This is a genomic window from Pseudomonas farsensis (genome assembly GCF_014268805.2).
Classification (GTDB): Bacteria; Pseudomonadota; Gammaproteobacteria; order Pseudomonadales; family Pseudomonadaceae; genus Aquipseudomonas; species Aquipseudomonas farsensis.
Genome location: NZ_JABWRF020000002.1, coordinates 727,638 through 745,000, shown reverse-complemented (window position 1 = coordinate 745,000; position 17,363 = coordinate 727,638). Strand labels below are relative to the sequence as shown.

General features: G+C 62.9%; 16 protein-coding genes. 13 read left to right on the top strand and 3 right to left on the bottom strand.

The annotated features are described in order from the left end of the window. Positions 1-47: 47 nt before the first annotated feature. A complete protein-coding gene (locus HU719_RS12770; protein WP_186536462.1) occupies positions 48-1,268 on the bottom strand; it encodes a CaiB/BaiF CoA transferase family protein in 1,221 nt (406 codons plus the stop codon). A gap of 15 nt (positions 1,269-1,283) precedes the next feature. Then, complete coding sequence (locus HU719_RS12765) at positions 1,284-2,465, bottom strand: acyl-CoA dehydrogenase (protein WP_186520365.1); 1,182 nt, start codon at positions 2,463-2,465, stop codon at positions 1,284-1,286. 163 nt (positions 2,466-2,628) lie between these two features. Here HU719_RS12765 and HU719_RS12760 point away from each other — a divergent pair, with 163 nt between their 5' ends. The 10 genes from HU719_RS12760 to HU719_RS12715 all read left to right on the top strand — a co-directional run bounded on the left by HU719_RS12760 (position 2,629) and on the right by HU719_RS12715 (position 12,430). Continuing rightward, positions 2,629-3,528, top strand: coding sequence for a LysR family transcriptional regulator (locus tag HU719_RS12760; RefSeq protein ID WP_186536463.1), 900 nt, complete (start codon positions 2,629-2,631; stop codon positions 3,526-3,528). A 439-nt stretch (positions 3,529-3,967) separates the two neighbouring features. Then, complete coding sequence (locus tag HU719_RS12755) at positions 3,968-5,089, top strand: Re/Si-specific NAD(P)(+) transhydrogenase subunit alpha (RefSeq protein WP_186520367.1); 1,122 nt, start codon at positions 3,968-3,970, stop codon at positions 5,087-5,089. A gap of 11 nt (positions 5,090-5,100) precedes the next feature. Then, entirely contained in the window at positions 5,101-5,415 is a 315-nt protein-coding gene (locus HU719_RS12750; RefSeq protein ID WP_186520368.1) for an NAD(P) transhydrogenase subunit alpha part 2, read from the top strand. A 2-nt stretch (positions 5,416-5,417) separates the two neighbouring features. After that, positions 5,418-6,854 carry an NAD(P)(+) transhydrogenase (Re/Si-specific) subunit beta gene (locus HU719_RS12745; RefSeq protein ID WP_186520369.1) on the top strand — a complete coding sequence of 479 codons (1,437 nt, stop codon included), beginning with the start codon at positions 5,418-5,420 and terminating at the stop codon, positions 6,852-6,854. 185 nt (positions 6,855-7,039) lie between these two features. Beyond that, on the top strand, positions 7,040-8,530 hold the full coding sequence (scpC, locus tag HU719_RS12740) for a succinyl-CoA:acetate CoA-transferase ScpC (RefSeq protein ID WP_186520370.1): 1,491 nt from the start codon (positions 7,040-7,042) through the stop codon (positions 8,528-8,530). A gap of 374 nt (positions 8,531-8,904) precedes the next feature. After that, positions 8,905-9,120, top strand: a complete 216-nt coding sequence (locus tag HU719_RS12735; protein WP_186520371.1) for a DUF1127 domain-containing protein — start codon at positions 8,905-8,907, stop codon at positions 9,118-9,120. Positions 9,121-9,420: 300 nt separating this feature from the next. Beyond that, positions 9,421-9,738 carry a DUF2388 domain-containing protein gene (locus HU719_RS12730; protein WP_186520372.1) on the top strand — a complete coding sequence of 106 codons (318 nt, stop codon included), beginning with the start codon at positions 9,421-9,423 and terminating at the stop codon, positions 9,736-9,738. A gap of 88 nt (positions 9,739-9,826) precedes the next feature. Then, positions 9,827-10,117: a DUF2388 domain-containing protein gene (locus HU719_RS12725; protein WP_186520373.1), complete on the top strand. Its 291-nt coding sequence runs from the start codon at positions 9,827-9,829 to the stop codon at positions 10,115-10,117. A gap of 37 nt (positions 10,118-10,154) precedes the next feature. After that, positions 10,155-10,475, top strand: coding sequence for a DUF2388 domain-containing protein (locus tag HU719_RS12720; RefSeq protein WP_186520374.1), 321 nt, complete (start codon positions 10,155-10,157; stop codon positions 10,473-10,475). Further along, complete coding sequence (locus tag HU719_RS12715) at positions 10,472-12,430, top strand: DUF7844 domain-containing protein (RefSeq protein WP_186536464.1); 1,959 nt, start codon at positions 10,472-10,474, stop codon at positions 12,428-12,430. The genes HU719_RS12720 and HU719_RS12715 overlap by 4 nt, the downstream gene beginning before the upstream one ends. Positions 12,431-12,592: 162 nt before the next feature. Here HU719_RS12715 and HU719_RS12710 read toward each other — a convergent pair whose 3' ends face one another. After that, positions 12,593-12,994 carry a GFA family protein gene (locus HU719_RS12710; protein WP_186536465.1) on the bottom strand — a complete coding sequence of 134 codons (402 nt, stop codon included), beginning with the start codon at positions 12,992-12,994 and terminating at the stop codon, positions 12,593-12,595. Between the two features lie 271 nt (positions 12,995-13,265). Here HU719_RS12710 and HU719_RS12705 point away from each other — a divergent pair, with 271 nt between their 5' ends. The 3 genes from HU719_RS12705 (at position 13,266) to HU719_RS12695 (ending at position 17,343) form a co-directional block, all read left to right on the top strand. Beyond that, positions 13,266-14,573, top strand: coding sequence for a CitMHS family transporter (locus HU719_RS12705; RefSeq protein ID WP_186520377.1), 1,308 nt, complete (start codon positions 13,266-13,268; stop codon positions 14,571-14,573). A 72-nt stretch (positions 14,574-14,645) separates the two neighbouring features. Further along, complete coding sequence (locus HU719_RS12700) at positions 14,646-15,380, top strand: TerC family protein (RefSeq protein WP_186520378.1); 735 nt, start codon at positions 14,646-14,648, stop codon at positions 15,378-15,380. 304 nt (positions 15,381-15,684) lie between these two features. Further along, entirely contained in the window at positions 15,685-17,343 is a 1,659-nt protein-coding gene (locus HU719_RS12695; protein ID WP_186536466.1) for a Na/Pi cotransporter family protein, read from the top strand. Positions 17,344-17,363: the final 20 nt, after the last annotated feature.

The window sequence follows — 17,363 nt, the reverse complement described above, 5'->3', positions numbered from 1 at the left end:
GGCAACACCGGCCCGCTACCTATATATAGAGGGGGCTCACTCCAGCCTCAAACCACCCCCGCATCCCGCAGCCGCTGCACATCCCCCGCACCCAGCCCCAGCAAATCCCCTAACACCGCCTCGGTATGCTCCCCCAACAACGGCGGCGCATGCCGGTACTCCACAGGCGTCTCTGACAGCCGGATCGGGCTGGCGACCTGCGGCACGCTCCCCGCCAATGGGTGAGGCAGGTTGACGGCAAGGCCGCGGGCCAGCACCTGCGGGTCCTGGAACATCTGCGCCAGGTCGTTGATAGGCCCACAGGGCACACCTGCAAGCTCGAGCGCCGCCACCCATTCGGCAGTGGTCTTGAACACCGTGGCCTGGCGAATCAACGGGATCAGCTCGGCGCGGTTGGCCACCCGCTGCTTGTTGGTAGCAAAGCGTGGGTCATCTGCCCATTGCGGCTGCCCGGCCACCTCAGCGAACTTGCGAAACTGCCCATCGTTACCCACGGTAAGAATGAAGTCGCCGTCGGCCGTAGGAAAGTCCTGATACGGCACGATGTTCGGATGTGCGTTACCCAGGCGTCGGGGCGGTGTGCCAGTGGCCAGGTAGTTCATCGCCTGATTGGCAAGACACGCCACCTGCACATCCAGCAGCGCCATATCGATGTGCTGGCCGACACCGGCCTGGTCGCGGTGGGCGAGGGCGGCCAGGATTGCCACCGTCGAATAAAGCCCGGTCAGGATGTCCGTCAATGCCACCCCGACCTTCACTGGCCCTGCGCCAGCCTCACCCTCCGGGCGACCGGTCAGGCTCATCAGCCCGCCCAGCCCCTGAATCATGAAGTCATACCCGGCGCGCTTGGCATAGGGCCCAGTCTGGCCGAAGCCGGTAATAGAGCAATAGATAAGCCGGGGGTTCAGCGCCTTCAGGCTTGCATAGTCCAGCCCATAGCTCGCAAGCCCCCCTACCTTGAAGTTCTCGATGACAATATCGGACTTCGCCGCCAGCTCACGCACCAGGCGCTGGCCTTCAGCCTGGGTGAAGTCGATAGTCACCGAGCGCTTGTTGCGGTTGGCCGAGAGGTAATAAGCCGCTTCGCTGGTGTTTTCCCCAGCCGCGTCCTTAAGGAAGGGCGGCCCCCATGCGCGGGTGTCATCGCCGACACCCGGTCGCTCGACCTTGATCACATCGGCGCCGAGGTCGGCCAGGATCTGCCCCGACCAAGGCCCAGCCAGCACCCGCGACAAATCGAGCACCCGCAAATGAGAAAGCGCACCCATGGCCTGGCTCCTCTATTAATAGAACGCCTGGATACCGGTCTGCGCGCGGCCAAGAATCAGCGCATGCACATCGTGGGTACCTTCGTAGGTGTTGACCACCTCCAGGTTGACCAGGTGCCGGGCGACGCCGAACTCGTCGGAAATGCCGTTACCGCCAAGCATGTCGCGGGCCATACGGGCGATGTCCAGCGCCTTGCCGCAGGAGTTGCGCTTCATGATCGAGGTAATCTCCACCGCCGCCGTGCCTTCATCCTTCATGCGCCCCAGGCGCAGGCAGCCCTGCAGGCCCAAGGTAATCTCGGTCTGCATGTCGGCGAGTTTCTTCTGGATCAGTTGGTTGGCTGCCAGCGGCCGGCCGAACTGCTGACGATCGAGGGTGTACTGGCGCGCAGTGTGCCAGCAGGCCTCGGCAGCGCCCAGTGCGCCCCAGGAGATGCCATAGCGCGCCGAGTTCAAGCAGGTAAACGGCCCTTTGAGGCCACGCACATCCGGGAAGATGTTCTCTTCAGGCACGAACACGTTATCCATGACGATTTCGCCCGTGATCGACGCACGTAGCCCTACCTTGCCGTGGATCGCCGGCGCGCTGAGGCCTTCCCAGCCTTTCTCCAGCACAAAGCCGCGGATATCGCCGGCATCGTCCTTGCCCCACACCACGAACACATCGGCGATGGGGCTGTTGGTGATCCACATCTTGGCCCCGGACAGTCGATAGCCGCCCTCGACCTTACGCGCCCGGGTGATCATCGAACCGGGGTCGGAACCGTGGTTCGGCTCGGTAAGGCCGAAACAACCAATCCACTCGCCACTGGCAAGCTTGGGCAGGTACTTCTGTTTCTGCGCTTCGCTGCCGAATTCATTGATGGGCACCATTACCAGCGAAGACTGCACACTCATCATCGAGCGGTAGCCGGAGTCGATGCGCTCCACCTCGCGGGCAATCAGGCCGTAGCACACGTAGTTCAGGCCGCTACCGCCGTACTGCTCGGGGATGGTCGCACCCAGCAGGCCGACCTCGCCCATCTCGCGGAAGATCGCAGGGTCGGTCTTTTCGTGACGAAAGGCTTCGAGCACACGCGGGGCGAGCTTGTCCTGGGCGAAATGGAAGGCGCTGTCACGCACCATGCGCTCTTCTTCGGTGAGCTGCTGGTCGAGCAGCAGCGGGTCGATCCAGTTGAAACTTGCTTTACCGGCCATGTGCGGGTTCCTCGGAACGGGGGAGCAGAAAATTGCGTTGCACTGATCCTAGGCTCGATACGCCCGCACGACAAACGAGGAATACGCACGCTTTAGTGATACTTTCTCACTCCGAAACCCGCAAAAAGCCACGCTGGAACGCCGATGAGTGAGGTTGATGTACATGCGCCGCAAGATACCCAGCACTACCGCACTGGTCTGCTTCGAAGCGGCCGCACGCCACGAGAGCTTCACCAAGGCCGCCCACGAGCTGGCATTGACCCAAGGCGCAGTGTGCCGGCAAATCGGCGGGCTTGAAGCGTTCCTTAATGTCGAACTGTTTCGCCGCTCGCGGCGTGGGGTCAAGCTCACCGAAGCCGGGCTTTCCTACAGCCGCCAGGTGTCGGCGCAACTCGATGCGGTGGAGCGCGACACCCTGTCGGTGATGCGCCAGCAGGGCGCCAATGTGATCGAACTGGCGGTAGTACCGACATTCGGCACGCAATGGCTGCTGCCTCGGCTCAAAGACTTCCAGCAGCGCCACCCGGACGTCACGGTCAACCTCACCAACCGTACCCGGCCATTTCTGTTCGCCGACACGCCCTTCGATGCCGCCATTTATTTTGGCGACGGCGACTGGTCCGGCACCCAGGCCCATCGCCTGATGGGCGAGAACCCGCTGCCGGTGTGCAGCCCGACCTTGCTGGGCGGGCAGGGCAGCCTCGAAGCGCAGCAGATCGCCGAGCTGCCGTTGCTGCAACAGACAACCCGCCCGTATGCCTGGCGGCAGTGGTTTGGCGGCCTGGGCATGGACGTTGAACGCGACCTCACCGGCCCGCGCTACGAGCTGTTCTCCATGCTCGCCCAAGCCGCCATGCATGACATGGGCATTGCGCTGATCCCGCCGTTTCTCATCCAGCGCGAGTTGCAGGAGGGCAGGTTGGTGGTCGCAAACAGGCATGCCCTGAATAGCGACAAGGCCTACCATCTGATGATTCCGGAGCGAAAAGTCGAATCTGCCTCACTTCGAGCGTTTCGCGACTGGTTGCTAGCGCAGGCGCAGCAGTACATCGCCAGCAAATAAAGGCCAAAGCGCCTAAGCTGACCCCGTAGTCAAATAATTTGAACACCTACAGATGTATGGATTTGTCGCAAATTCATAATCTGTAATGCTGCCTGCAAAAAGCCCTATCAACCCTAGTAAGCACGCGGGTTTGCAGCGTTTTTTGCGACATCCGCCGAGCTGTGGGCGAATATCGGCAAAAAAAAATCAAAAAGTCTCCTAACCTCCAGATAGCGCGTGCTTGAAGGGTTTGTAGTGATGTGTTGCGACATACGGTCACAGGGTGACTTGTAGTTTTAACTTCGTATCGCTCCAGAACCAGTTGTCGGCCTCCGGGCACGTATGCAAAATGCTTCCCCCGTCTGCAATCCGGCGGGGTCGTGCTTTACGACCGCCCAGCCGCACCATCCGCAGTGCGCTGGTTTCGACAAATACAAAAGGTCACCGCAGGAGAAAAGTCGTGCACATTGGTGTTCCTCTCGAGACGCAGACCGGTGAGACAAGGGTCGCTGCGACCCCCGAAACCATCAAGAAACTGGTAGGCCAGGGCCATCAGGTCACCGTGCAACGGGGGGCAGGGCTTAACGCCAGCATTCCGGACGGTGCCTATGAAGCCGTTGGCGCCACCTTGGGCGAGGCCGCCGATGCGTTCGGCGCGCAGTTGGTGCTCAAGGTGGTCGCGCCCACCGATCAGGAACTCGCGCTGCTCAGCGCCGGTACCCTGCTGGTCGGCATGCTCAACCCCTTCAACAGCGAACTGATCGGCAAGATGGCCGAACGCGGCATCACCGCCTTCGCCCTGGAAGCTGCACCACGCACCTCGCGGGCGCAGAGCCTCGACGTGCTGTCGTCACAAGCCAACATCGCCGGTTACAAAGCCGTGTTGCTGGCCGCCCAGTACTATCCGCGCTTCATGCCCATGCTGATGACCGCTGCCGGCACCGTGAAGGCTGCCCGCGTGCTGATCCTTGGCGCCGGTGTCGCTGGCTTGCAGGCAATTGCCACGGCCAAGCGCCTGGGTGCGGTGATCGAGGCGTCCGACGTGCGCCCCGCAGTGAAGGAGCAGATCGAATCACTCGGTGCCAAATTCCTCGACGTGCCCTACGAGACCGATGAAGAACGTGAATGCGCGCAAGGCGTGGGCGGCTACGCCCGGCCAATGCCCGCCAGCTGGATGCAGCGCCAGGCCCAAGCCGTGCACGAACGCGCAAAGCAGGCCGACATCGTCATCACCACGGCGCTGATCCCTGGCCGCAAGGCGCCAACACTGCTCAGTGCCGAGACCGTTGCGCAGATGAAACCCGGCTCCGTGGTCATCGACCTCGCCGCCGCCCAAGGCGGCAACTGCCCGCTGACCGTGGCCGACCAGGTGGTGCAGCACAACGGCGTGACCATCGTCGGCCCGACCAACCTGCCCGCGCAGGTGGGCGCCGATGCCTCGGCGCTGTATGCACGCAACCTGCTCGACTTCATGAAGCTGCTGTTCGACACCGACGGCAAGCTGGTCATCAACCTTGAAGACGACATCGTCGCCGCGTGCCTGATGTGCCGCGACGGCCAGGTCGTGCGCAAAAACGGCTGAGGAGCACGACAATGGAAGACCTGCTGATTTCCCACGGCATCTACAACCTGATCATCTTCGTGCTGGCGATCTACGTGGGCTACCACGTGGTGTGGAACGTCACCCCGGCGCTGCACACCCCGCTGATGGCCGTGACCAACGCCATTTCCGCCATCGTTATCGTCGGCGCCATGCTGGCCGCTGCGCTGACCGTTACCCCGGCCGGCAAGATCATGGGCACCCTGGCCGTGGCACTGGCAGCGGTGAATGTGTTCGGTGGCTTTTTGGTCACCCGGCGCATGCTGGAAATGTTCAAGAAAAAAACCAAGAACGAGGCGCAGAAGTAACCATGAGCATGAATCTGGTAACACTCCTGTACCTGGTGGCCTCGGTCTGTTTCATCCAGGCACTCAAAGGCCTCTCGCACCCGACCACCTCGCGGCGCGGCAACCTGTTCGGCATTATCGGCATGGGCATCGCCATCCTCACCACCGTGGGGCTGATCTACAAGCTCGGTGCCGAGCTGGCCACCGCCGGCATCGGCTATGTACTGGTCGGCCTGCTGGTCGGCGGCACAGCTGGCTCGATCATGGCCAAGCGCGTCGAGATGACCAAGATGCCGGAGCTGGTAGCGTTCATGCACAGCATGATCGGCCTGGCTGCGGTGTTCATCGCCATTGCCGCGGTGCTTGAGCCGCAGTCGATGGGCATCGTCGCCAGCATCAGCGACCCGATCCCCACCGGTAACCGCCTTGAGCTGTTCCTGGGCGCGGCGATTGGGGCAATCACCTTCTCCGGCTCGGTCATCGCCTTTGGCAAGCTGTCGGGCAAGTACAAGTTCCGCCTGTTCCAAGGCGCACCGGTACAGTTTGCCGGCCAGCATAAGCTGAACCTGATCCTGGGCCTGGCCACTATCGCCTTGGGCTTGCTGTTCACCTTCACCGGCCACTACAGCGCCTTCACCCTGATGCTGGCCCTGGCCTTCGTCATGGGCGTGCTGATCATCATCCCCATCGGCGGGGCCGACATGCCGGTGGTGGTATCGATGCTCAACAGCTATTCGGGCTGGGCGGCAGCCGGTATCGGCTTCTCGCTGAACAACTCGATGCTGATCATTGCCGGCTCCCTGGTGGGCTCCAGCGGCGCGATCCTCTCGTACATCATGTGCAAGGCGATGAACCGTTCGTTCTTCAACGTGATCCTCGGCGGCTTCGGCGGCGACACCGAGGTGTCTGCCAATCAAGGTTCCAAGGAGCAGCGCCCGGTGAAGTCCGGTTCCGCCGACGACGCCACCTTCCTGCTGAGCAACGCCGACAGCGTGATCATCGTGCCTGGCTATGGCCTGGCCGTGGCCCGCGCCCAGCACGCGCTCAAGGAACTGACCGAGAAGCTGACCCACAACGGGGTGACCGTAAAGTATGCGATCCACCCGGTGGCAGGGCGCATGCCCGGGCACATGAACGTGCTGCTGGCTGAAGCCGAAGTGCCGTATGACCAGGTGTTCGAGATGGAAGACATCAATGCCGAGTTCGGCCAGGCCGATGTGGTGCTGGTGCTGGGCGCCAACGACGTGGTCAACCCGGCAGCGAAGAACGACCCCAAGTCGCCGATTGCCGGCATGCCGATCCTCGAAGCCTTCAAGGCCAAGACCATCATCGTCAACAAGCGCTCCATGGCCAGTGGCTATGCAGGGCTGGACAACGAACTGTTCTACCTGGACAAAACCATGATGGTGTTCGGTGACGCCAAGAAGGTCATCGAAGACATGGTCAAGGCCGTGGAATAACCGCGTCTCTATATATAGAAGCGCATAAAGCCCTCGGGGGTTATTCCCGGGGGCTTTTTCGTCTGCTTGATCCAGATCAACGGCTCTACATCCGGCCCTGGCCTACGACCATGGTCGCGGGACGCCACGGGGGTAAATCTCTAGACTGCGCTCCCAGTAGCTTCAGTAGCCTGAGATAACAATCCATGTACCGTGATCGTATCCGCTTGTCCTCCCTGCACAGCAAGGTAATGAGTGCGGCCGATGCCGCTGGCCTGATCGAGGACGGCATGACCGTCGGCATGAGCGGGTTCACCCGTGCCGGCGAAGCCAAGGCAGTGCCCCACGCACTGGCCGAGCGTGCCAAGCTTTCCCCCCTGAAGATCAGCCTGATGACCGGCGCAAGCCTGGGCAACGACCTCGACAAACAGCTGACCGAGGCCGGTGTACTGGCCCGCCGCATGCCGTTTCAGGTCGACAGCACCCTGCGCAAGGCCATCAACGAAGGCAAGGTGATGTTCATTGACCAGCACCTGTCCGAAACCGTCGAGCAACTGCGCAACAAACAGCTGACCCTGCCGGACATCGCTGTCATCGAAGCGGTGGCGATCACCGAACAAGGCCACATTGTGCCGACCACCTCGGTGGGCAACTCGGCAAGCTTCGCGATCTTCGCCAAGCAAGTCATCGTCGAGATCAACCTGTCGCACAACGCCAACCTCGAAGGCCTGCACGACATCTATATCCCGACCTACCGCCCAACCCGCACGCCGATCCCGCTGGTGAAGGTCGATGACCGCATCGGCAGCACCGCCATCCCGATCGACCCGGCCAAAATCGTCGGCATCGTCATCAGCGACCAGCCCGATTCGCCATCGACCGTACTGGCGCCGGACCACGAAACCCAAGGGATTGCCGACCACCTGATCACCTTCCTGAAAGGTGAAGTGCAGGCCGGGCGCATGACCAACAAGCTCGGCCCGCTGCAGGCCGGCATCGGCAACATCGCCAATGCGGTGATGTGCGGCCTGATTGACTCGCCGTTCGAAGACCTGACCATGTACTCCGAAGTGCTGCAGGACTCGACCTTCGACCTGATCGACGCCGGCAAGCTGAGCTTTGCCTCGGGCAGCTCGATCACCCTGTCGAGCCGGCGCAACGCCGACGTGTTCGGCAACCTTGAGCGCTACAAGGACAAACTGGTGCTGCGCCCGCAGGAAATCTCCAACCACCCGGAAGTGGTGCGGCGCCTGGGTATCATCGGCATCAACACTGCGCTTGAGTTCGACATCTACGGCAACGTCAACTCGACCCACGTGTGCGGCACGCGGATGATGAACGGCATCGGCGGCTCGGGCGACTTTGCCCGCAACGCCCACCTGGCCATCTTCGTCACCAAGTCGATTGCCAAGGCCGGCGCGATCTCCAGCGTGGTGCCGATGGTCAGCCACGTTGACCACACCGAGCACGACGTCGACATTCTTGTCACCGAGCAGGGCCTGGCCGACCTGCGCGGCCTGGCGCCCCGCGAGCGGGCCCGGGTGATCATCGACAACTGTGTGCACCCGGATTACCGCGCAGCGCTGAACGATTACTTCGAGCGTGCCTGCGAGCGCGGCGGGCATACCCCGCACATCCTGCGTGAGGCCTTGAGCTGGCACGAAAACCTGGAAGAAACCGGGCGCATGCTGGCCTGATCCAACCGTCGCCCCCATCGCGGGGCAAGCCCGCTCCCACGAAGCCTGGTCTGGCCTTGTGGGAGCGGGCTTCGTGGGAGCGGGCTTGCCCCGCGATGGATTAGAAGTCCCACCACCGCCTGAAAAACTGTACTACTGTACTGGTAAGCACCACCCTCCCGCCTGAACCCCGCCCCGCAAAAACGTCAAAACGCACCATTTAAGTGCGGACCAGTACAGTTGCGCTAATTTCGGGTGCAACAGTGCCGTTACACAGTTAACTGATCACTCACATTACTACTGAACTGTATCTACTGTTATGGACAGCAGGGGAGGAAGATGGGCACCAGTTAAATCACTATCTAATCCCGCCATAAGCGGAAGGACGACACATCATGGAACGTACACTCAGTTCCGGTCTGGTTTTCGAAAGCAACGCCCAAGCTTCCGGCACTTCGCTGCCACTGCGCGCTCTGTCCACCCTGCTGTTGTGGCAGCGCCGCATGTCCAGCCGCCGCCAACTGGCTCGCCTGGACGCGCGTCTGCTGGCCGACGCCGGTATCAGCGAGTCGCAGCGTTATGAAGAGCTCAGCAAGCCGTTCTGGCGCTAAGCTCCGGTAGCCGGCCCAAACCGGCACCGCGAATTCTCAAGAACCCGTCGCAGGCAACTGCGACGGGTTTTTTATGTCTGCGCCGCGCACTAGAGCGCCTGTGCCCACAAACCATAACAGTTTGACAGAATCGCAAAACAAATAGGTACAGTTACGAATTGTGATGCTTACCCGCTCCAGGCGGGCGAACCGAGGCGTGTTACGCTTGTCCTACACGCCTGGCAGATAAAGTAACGTGACGAGCCAAGCGAGCGTCCGATAACCAGAACCAACCCCGACCCTGTACAGGAGTGCAGCAAAATGTCCCGTTATCATCTGTTTGGCGCCGCGTTGCTGCTGTCGCTCGCCGGAGCCGCCCAAGCCACCAGCTTTGTAGTCACCACCGACGCCGTGGTGGGCGCAGTTGCCGCCTCCACCGACGCCACCTCCGATGTGTCCTCGTCGCTGCGCGACGACAAGATCGTCCAGGCCGCCCGTGACGACGCCGCAAGCTATGTCGGCAGCGAAGGCGCCATCCGCGGCGCCAAGCTTGAAAGCGCGTTCATGCATATCCGCCAGCAACAACCGGCGCTGCAAGCCAGCGACGACCAACTGGCCCGCGCCATCCTGGCGCTCTGATACACGCGTTCCGCCCCGGGTGCACTGGCCCAGGCCTGTGCATCCGCGGTAGCCTTCGCCGCCCGAAACCACTGCCACCCGAGAGCCCATGCGTTATTTGCCCTTGCTGTTCGCCCTCGCCGGTGTGGGAAGCGCCCATGCCATGGATGTCACCACCCAGAGCCTCGTCATCACCGGCTATGTCACAAGCCAGGTGACCACTGCGCCGTTCGACCGCAAGGTAGTCGCAGCAGCCCGGGACGACGCCGCCGCCTTCGTTGCCACTGATGGCCAGATACGCGGCGCGCGGTTGCAGGCTGCGCTGGTTTCGCTACGTGAAACACCCGCCTGCCATTCTGTCGGCGACCTTGAACTGGCCGAGGCGATTCTCGTCCAATGATCACTTCTGACTCCTTTGTATCTTCCGGAGATGCTCCATGCGTAAACCGCTGATCGCCGCTACCCTCGGCCTGCTGATGCTGGCCGACCTGGCCCAGGCCCACACCCTCGTGGCCACCAGCAACATCATCGTGCGTGCCTCGGGCCGTTCGATCGATTTCACCTCCGACACCACCACCTCGATTCGCGATTCGAAAGTGGTGCGTGATGCCCACGACGACGCTGCAAGCTTCGTGGCCAGCAACGGCGATATCCGTGGCGCCCAGCTTGAAGCCGCGTTCGGCGCCCTGCGCACTCAATTGCCAGAAGCGCGTGACGCCAGCGACCAGGCCTTGGCCGAAGCTATCCTCGCTCTGTGAAGCGCGCGCGTGCCTGGCTGCTCGGCTGCGTCCTGACGCTGCTGGGCACGCCCGCCCTGGCCGACCTGCAGCTGGTGCTGCAGGCGGACGGCCTTGACCCTTCACAACAGCAAGCCACCCAGGCCCTGCTCGACGAAGCCATGGCCAAGCTGCCACCGCGCTTCAAACAGCAGCTCGACCGCCAGGTGCTGGTGAGCTGGACCGACCAGATGCCCGAGGACGCCTATGGCCAGGCCTCGCCGGTATCGACCCTGGACCTCAACCGCCGCCTGTTGCCCGGGCTGGTAGACGGCAGCGCCGCTCGCGAAAAGACCAACCGCCCGCATGGCACGGTCCGCGAAGAGCTGCTGGCCACGGTCCTGCACGAAACCACCCATATTTACGACCGAGCCCGCCTGTGGCCCGCTGCCGAGCGCCAGCTGATTACCCGCTGCAAGCGCCAGCAGGGCGCACTGGGCAAGGTCGGCCTGCCCGAAGACTGCCGTGGCCAGGCCGAACGCCGTTTCACCCTCAGCGATGACCCGCGCCTGCTCGACCTGGCCGGCTGGGCGCAATACGTCGGCCGGCGCGGCGAGCGCGAGCAGCACAACGGCCAGCTGGTACGCAGCCCGGACAGCTACGAGCTGAGCAGCCCGAAGGAATTCATCGCGGTCAACATGGAGTATTTTCTCCTCGACCCCAGCTATGGCTGCCGCCGCCCGGCGCTGAACAACTACCTGCGCAAGCACTTCGGCTGGGCGCCGCAACAAAACGCCTGCGAAAAAAGCCTGCCGTTCCTCAACGCCGGCAATGACTTCGCCCGCCAGCCGCTGGGCGAAATCGACCCAGAGCGGGTCTATGAGGTTGACTACCTGTTGGCCGAAGCCAACCAGAACTGGGTCAGCCGCTGGGGCCACAGCATGCTGCGCCTGGTGATCTGCGCCCCCGGCCGACCACGTGGCCCGGACTGCCGCCTGGACCTCGACCAGAGCCTGGTTTTGTCGTACCGCGCCTTCGTCAACGACGTACAACTGTCGAGCTGGGACGGCCTGACCGGTGCCTACCCATCCCGCCTGTTCGTGCTGCCGCTGGGCCAGGTCATCGACGAGTACACCAAGACGGAACTGCGCAGCCTGGCCTCGGTGCCGCTCAAGCTCAGCCGCGACGAAATCGAAAACCTGGTGCGCCAGGCCGCCGAGATGCACTGGAGCTACGACGGTAACTATTACTTCCTGTCCAACAACTGTGCGGTGGAGTCGCTCAAACTACTGCGCAGCGGCACCGGCAACCCGCGCCTGAACGACCTCGACGCGATCATGCCCAATGGCTTGCTTGAGGTGCTCAAAGGCCGTGGGCTGGCCGACACCAGCGTGCTCGACGACCCGCGCGAGGCATTGCGCCTGGGCTACCGCTTCGATTCCTACCGCGACCGCTACCAAGCCATGTTCGATGTGCTGAAAAAGCAGTTGCCCATCCAGCAGGGTGCGGTGGAAGACTGGTTGTCGTTACCCGCCGAAGAGCGCCGCCCGTGGTTCGAGCGCGCCGACCTGCGCACCAGCGCCGCCTTGCTGCTGCTGGAGCAAGCCGGCCTGCGCCGCCAGCTGCTGCTGGCCCAGGACGAGGTCAAGCAGCGCTACCTGAACGAGCGTGCGGTGAAGGACGGCAGCTTCGACAAGGCCAACGAAACCTTGCAGGCGATGCTGGCCAACAGCGGCTTCCTCAGCCGCCCGGCCGAGTTGCTCGGCGCGGGCGGCTATGGCCTGCCGCAGCCCGAGGAGCGCAAGCAGCTGGAGCAGGCAAGCAGCGAGCGCCAGGCGCAAATGCTGAGCTTGAGCACCACGCTGGACCAGCAGGTGAGGGCGCTGCTGGGGCCTGAGCGCGGCAAGCAGATCAAGGCCGTGGAAGCCAACATCAAGCAGGTGGGCGAGCACCTGCGCAAACTGCACAAGGCCGCGGGCGGGTTGCAGTTGCCATAGCGCCCCGCCGATCACCGCCGAGTGTAGGAGCGGCCTTGTGCCGCGAAAGGGCTGCGCAGCAGCCCCGGCGATTTTTGCATGAAGCACGGATCTTGGGGCCGCTTTGCGGCCCTTTCGCGACACAAGGCCGCTCCTACAGTGCCCCGTGTAGCGGCATGCCACCTACAAGCACTCCTCATTTTCCTGCGCCAGCCCATCATCCACCGGTATCCACGGCAACCGGCTGCCTACCCAGATATGCCGATTGGGCTGCACCCGCCCTGGGTGATCAAGCGTCGCGACGGTCACATCGATGCTCTGCGGGCTGTGCTCGGTAACCAGCGCCACATGCGCACCGCATGCCCCGCAGAAATACCGGCTGCAACTGGCCGGCGCCACATAGCGCTGCGCCGAGCCCGCCAACCACTCGAACCCCTCCAACGGCAAGGTCAGCCAGGTGACCAACGTCCCGCCGCTGACCCGCCGGCAAATCGAGCAATGGCAATGCGCAACATCGCCCAAGTGCCCGCGCAAGCGGTAGCGCAGAGCGCCGCAATGGCACCCGCCTTCCATAATTTCAGACATCCCGATGACCTCCCGTCGCCTCGCCACAGCCGAAAGCTGGCTGAAAGCTTGCCCGCATAGGATAGCGCCACTACCGGCACAAGACCGGTCAGCCAGGGCCTGCGGATACGTCCGCGCCCGGCGCTATCAACAACTACAAAAACAATGGTGATCCAGATGTCTTCGTGTACCCGCCTTTTCGCAGCAGCCCCCCCTTTGCTCCTCGCGCAGCGCCCGACGCGCTGACCCGCCCGAATCGTCCCTACTTTCGCGCCACGCCTGGAGTACCGCCATGCTGACCTTCCTCGGCTTTGCCATGGTCATCACCTTCATGTACCTGATCATGACCAAGCGCCTGTCGGCCTTGATCGCGTTGATTCTGGTACCGATCCTGTTCGCCCTGTTCGGCGGCTTCTACAGCGACATCGGCCCGATGATGCTGCAAGGCATCAGCAAGCTCGCGCCCACCGGCGTCATGCTGATGTTCGCCATTCTGTATTTCGCCCTGATGATCGACTCCGGCCTGTTCGACCCGGCCGTGCGCAAGATCCTCAAGCTGGTCAAAGGCGACCCGCTGAAAGTCTCGGTAGGCACCGCCGTGCTGGCCCTGGTGGTCTCGCTCGACGGTGACGGCGCCACCACCTACATGATCTGCTGCGCGGCCATGTTGCCGATGTACAGCCGCCTGGGCATGAGCCCACGGATCATGGCCGGCCTGATCATCCTGGCTGGCGGGGTAATGAACATGACCCCGTGGGGCGGCCCGACCGCTCGCGCCGCCAGCGCCCTGCACGTCGACCCCTCGGACATCTTCGTGCCGATGATCCCGGCCATGGCCTTCGGCGTGCTGGCGATCCTCGCCATCGCCTACTGGTACGGCAAGCGTGAGCGCGCCCGCCTGGGTGAGCTGCACCTGCCCACCGATGACACCGACCACAGCGCGATCAGCGTCTCGCAGTTCCCTGAAGCCCGTCGCCCCAAACTGATCTGGTTCAACGGCGCCCTGACCGCCGCCCTGATGGTGGCGCTGATTGCCGGTGTACTGCCGCTGCCGGTGCTGTTCATGATCGCCTTCAGTATTGCCATGATCGTCAACTACCCCTGCCTGCAACAGCAGAAAGACCGCATCGCCGCCCACGCTTCCAGCGTGCTGGCCGTCAGCGGGCTGATCTTCGCCGCCGGCATCTTCACCGGCATCCTGTCTGGCACCGGCATGGTCGAGGCCATGTCCAAAAGCCTGCTGGCAGTGATCCCCGAGGCGTTTGGCCCGTACATGGCGGTCATCACCGCGCTGGTGAGCATGCCGTTCACCTTCTTCATGTCCAACGACGCCTTCTACTACGGCGTGCTGCCGGTGCTGGCCGACTTCGCCAGCCACTACGGCGTCACCCCGGTAGAAATGGCCCGCGCCTCGATCGTTGGCCAGCCGGTGCACCTGCTCAGCCCGCTGGTGCCCTCGACTTACCTGCTGGTTGCCCTGGCCGGCATTGAGTTCGGCGACCACCAGCGCTTCACCCTCAAATGGGCCGTGCTGGTGTGCCTGTGCATCATGGTTGCAGCACTGGTGCTGGGCACGTTCCCGCTGTTCAGCAGCCTCTGATACAGACGCATCACCCCACCGCCAGGCCCCCAGCGTGGGGAGCCTGGCCTTTAATCGTTCGAAGGAATACACATGGAATGGCTCACCAACCCGGAAATCTGGGTTGCCTTTTTCACCCTGACTGCCCTTGAGATCGTGCTCGGGATCGACAACATCATCATGATCTCGATCCTGGTCAGCCGCATGCCCAAGCACATGCAGCCGCGCACGCGGATATTCGGCCTGGCGCTGGCGATGGTCACGCGGATCATGCTGCTGCTGTCGATCACCTGGGTCATGCGCCTGACGGCCGACCTGTTCCAGGTCTTCGGCCAAGGCATTTCGGGCCGCGACCTGATTCTGTTCTTCGGCGGGCTGTTCCTGCTGTGGAAAAGCTCGCAGGAAATCTACCAAGGCCTGGAAGGCGAAGAAGAAGCCAGCGACGACCCGAAAGGGGCGGGCGGGCAGTTCCTGTACACCATCATCCAGATCGCCATCATCGACATCGTGTTCTCCCTGGACTCGGTGATCACAGCGGTCGGCATGGTGTCGCACGTACCCGTGATGGTCGCCGCGATCATCGTCGCGGTACTGGTGATGATGCTCTGCGCCGGCGCCATCAGCGACTTCATCGACAAGCACCCATCGCTGAAGATGCTCGCGCTTTCGTTCCTGATGGTCGTCGGTACGGTGCTGATCGCCGAAGCTTTCGATGTGCATGTGCCCAAGGGCTATGTGTACTTCGCCATGGCGTTCTCGCTGGCCGTCGAAGCCATCAACATCCGCATGCGCACCGCCCGTGCGCGCAAGGACGAGGCACAGCCCTAGGCCAATCGTGTAGGAGCGGCCTTGTGTCGCGAAGGGCTGCGCAGCAGCCCCGGCGATTTTGCATGAGGCCGAAATCCTGGGGCCGCTTCGCAGCCCTTTCGCGGCACAAGGCCGCTTCTACAGTTGCCCTATCAGCGTGCGGCCAATGTTTCAAATATGTGTCAGGCATGCCAAGCTGGCAGCAACCGCGTAAAGCAACTAAAGCTTCAATGAGCCCTGTAAAAAACCAAAGCCCACCCCCGGGCCAGGCTCACCGCGTGACCCATTGGCCCTGCACAGGGGCATAGCATCAGGGGGCCTGACCATGCTGACCTTGCTCAACCTGCTTTCCGCCGTGGCGCTGCTGGTGTGGGGTACGCACATCGTGCGTACCGGCATCTTGCGCGTGTACGGCTCCAACCTGCGCCGCGTGCTCAGCCAGAACATGGACAAGCGCCCGCTGGCGTTCCTCGCCGGTATCGTCGTTACCGCCGTGGTGCAAAGCAGCAACGCCACCGCCATGCTGGTCACCTCGTTCGTCGGCCAGGGCCTCATGGCCATGACCCCAGCCCTGGCGATCATGCTTGGCGCCGATGTCGGCACGGCGCTGATGGCCCGCGTGCTGACCTTCGACCTGTCGTGGCTGTCGCCGCTGCTGCTGTTCCTCGGGGTAATCTTCTTTCTTTCACGCAAGCAGACCCGCGTCGGCCAGATGGGCCGGGTGGCCATTGGCCTTGGGCTGATCATCCTGGCACTTGAGCTGATCGTGCAGGCAGCGGCGCCGATCACCCACGCCCAGGGCGTTAAAGTGCTGTTCGCCTCGCTGACCGGCGACATCCTGCTCGATGCCTTGGTCGGCGCGTTGTTTGCCATGATCACTTATTCAAGCCTGGCCGCCGTGCTGCTGACCGCCACCCTGGCCGGCGCCGAGGTCATCAGCTTGCCGGTGGCCATTGGCCTGGTGGTCGGCGCCAACATTGGCAGCGGCTTGCTGGCCTTCATCAGCACCAGCATGCAGAACACCGCCGGGCGCCGGGTGGCGCTGGGCAGCCTGCTGTACAAGCTGATCGGCCTGGTGCTGATCATCCCGGTGCTGCACCCGCTGGTGGCGTGGATGGACAGCCTGAACTTCAGCCCGCAAGAGCTGGTGATCGGCTTCCACCTGCTCTACAACACCCTGCGCTGCCTGATCATGCTGCCCACCGTTCGCTACATGGGCCGCCTGTGCAACACGCTGCTGCCCGAGCGCGACCACGGCAACGGCCAGATCAAGCCGCGCCACCTCGACCCCTCGGCGCTGACCACGCCAAGCCTGGCCTTGGCCAACGCCGCGCGCGAAACCCTGCGCCTGGGCGACATCATCGACAACCTGCTCGACGCCATGCTCGGTGCCTTGCGCGGTACGCAAACCGCGCTGCCGCAACAGGTGCGCACCTTGGTGGAAGATGCCGAAGCGCTGTACAGCGCGATCAAGCTGTACCTGGCGCAAATGCCCCGCGAAGACCTCAGCGAAGCCGAAAACCGGCGCTGGGCAGAAATCATCGAGCTGGCGATCAACCTCAAGCTGTCCAGCGACCTGATCGAGCGCATGCTGCGCAAGGTGCAGCAGCAAAAAACCTCGCAGCGGCGCAACTTCTCCGAAATCGGCCTCGAAGAATTGACCGGCCTGCAAGAGCAATTGTCGTCCAACCTGCGCCTGGGCCTGTCGGTGTTTCTCAGCGCCGACCCCGAAAGCGCACAGCTGCTGCTGCGCGAAAAACGCCGTTTCCGCGCCCAGGAACGGCGCATGGCCCATGCCCATGTCAGCCGTCTGCAACGCAAAGTGATGCAGAGTATCGAAACCAGTTCGCTACACTTGGAGCTGATCGCCGACATGAAGCGGTTGAACTCTTTGTTCTGTAGCAGTGCCTATGTGGTACTGGGCGGGACCGACACCGGAGGGCTGATGCTCGACAGCGTGCCGGACGAAGCCCGCCAGCCGTAACCCCACGCACCCGGAGACCG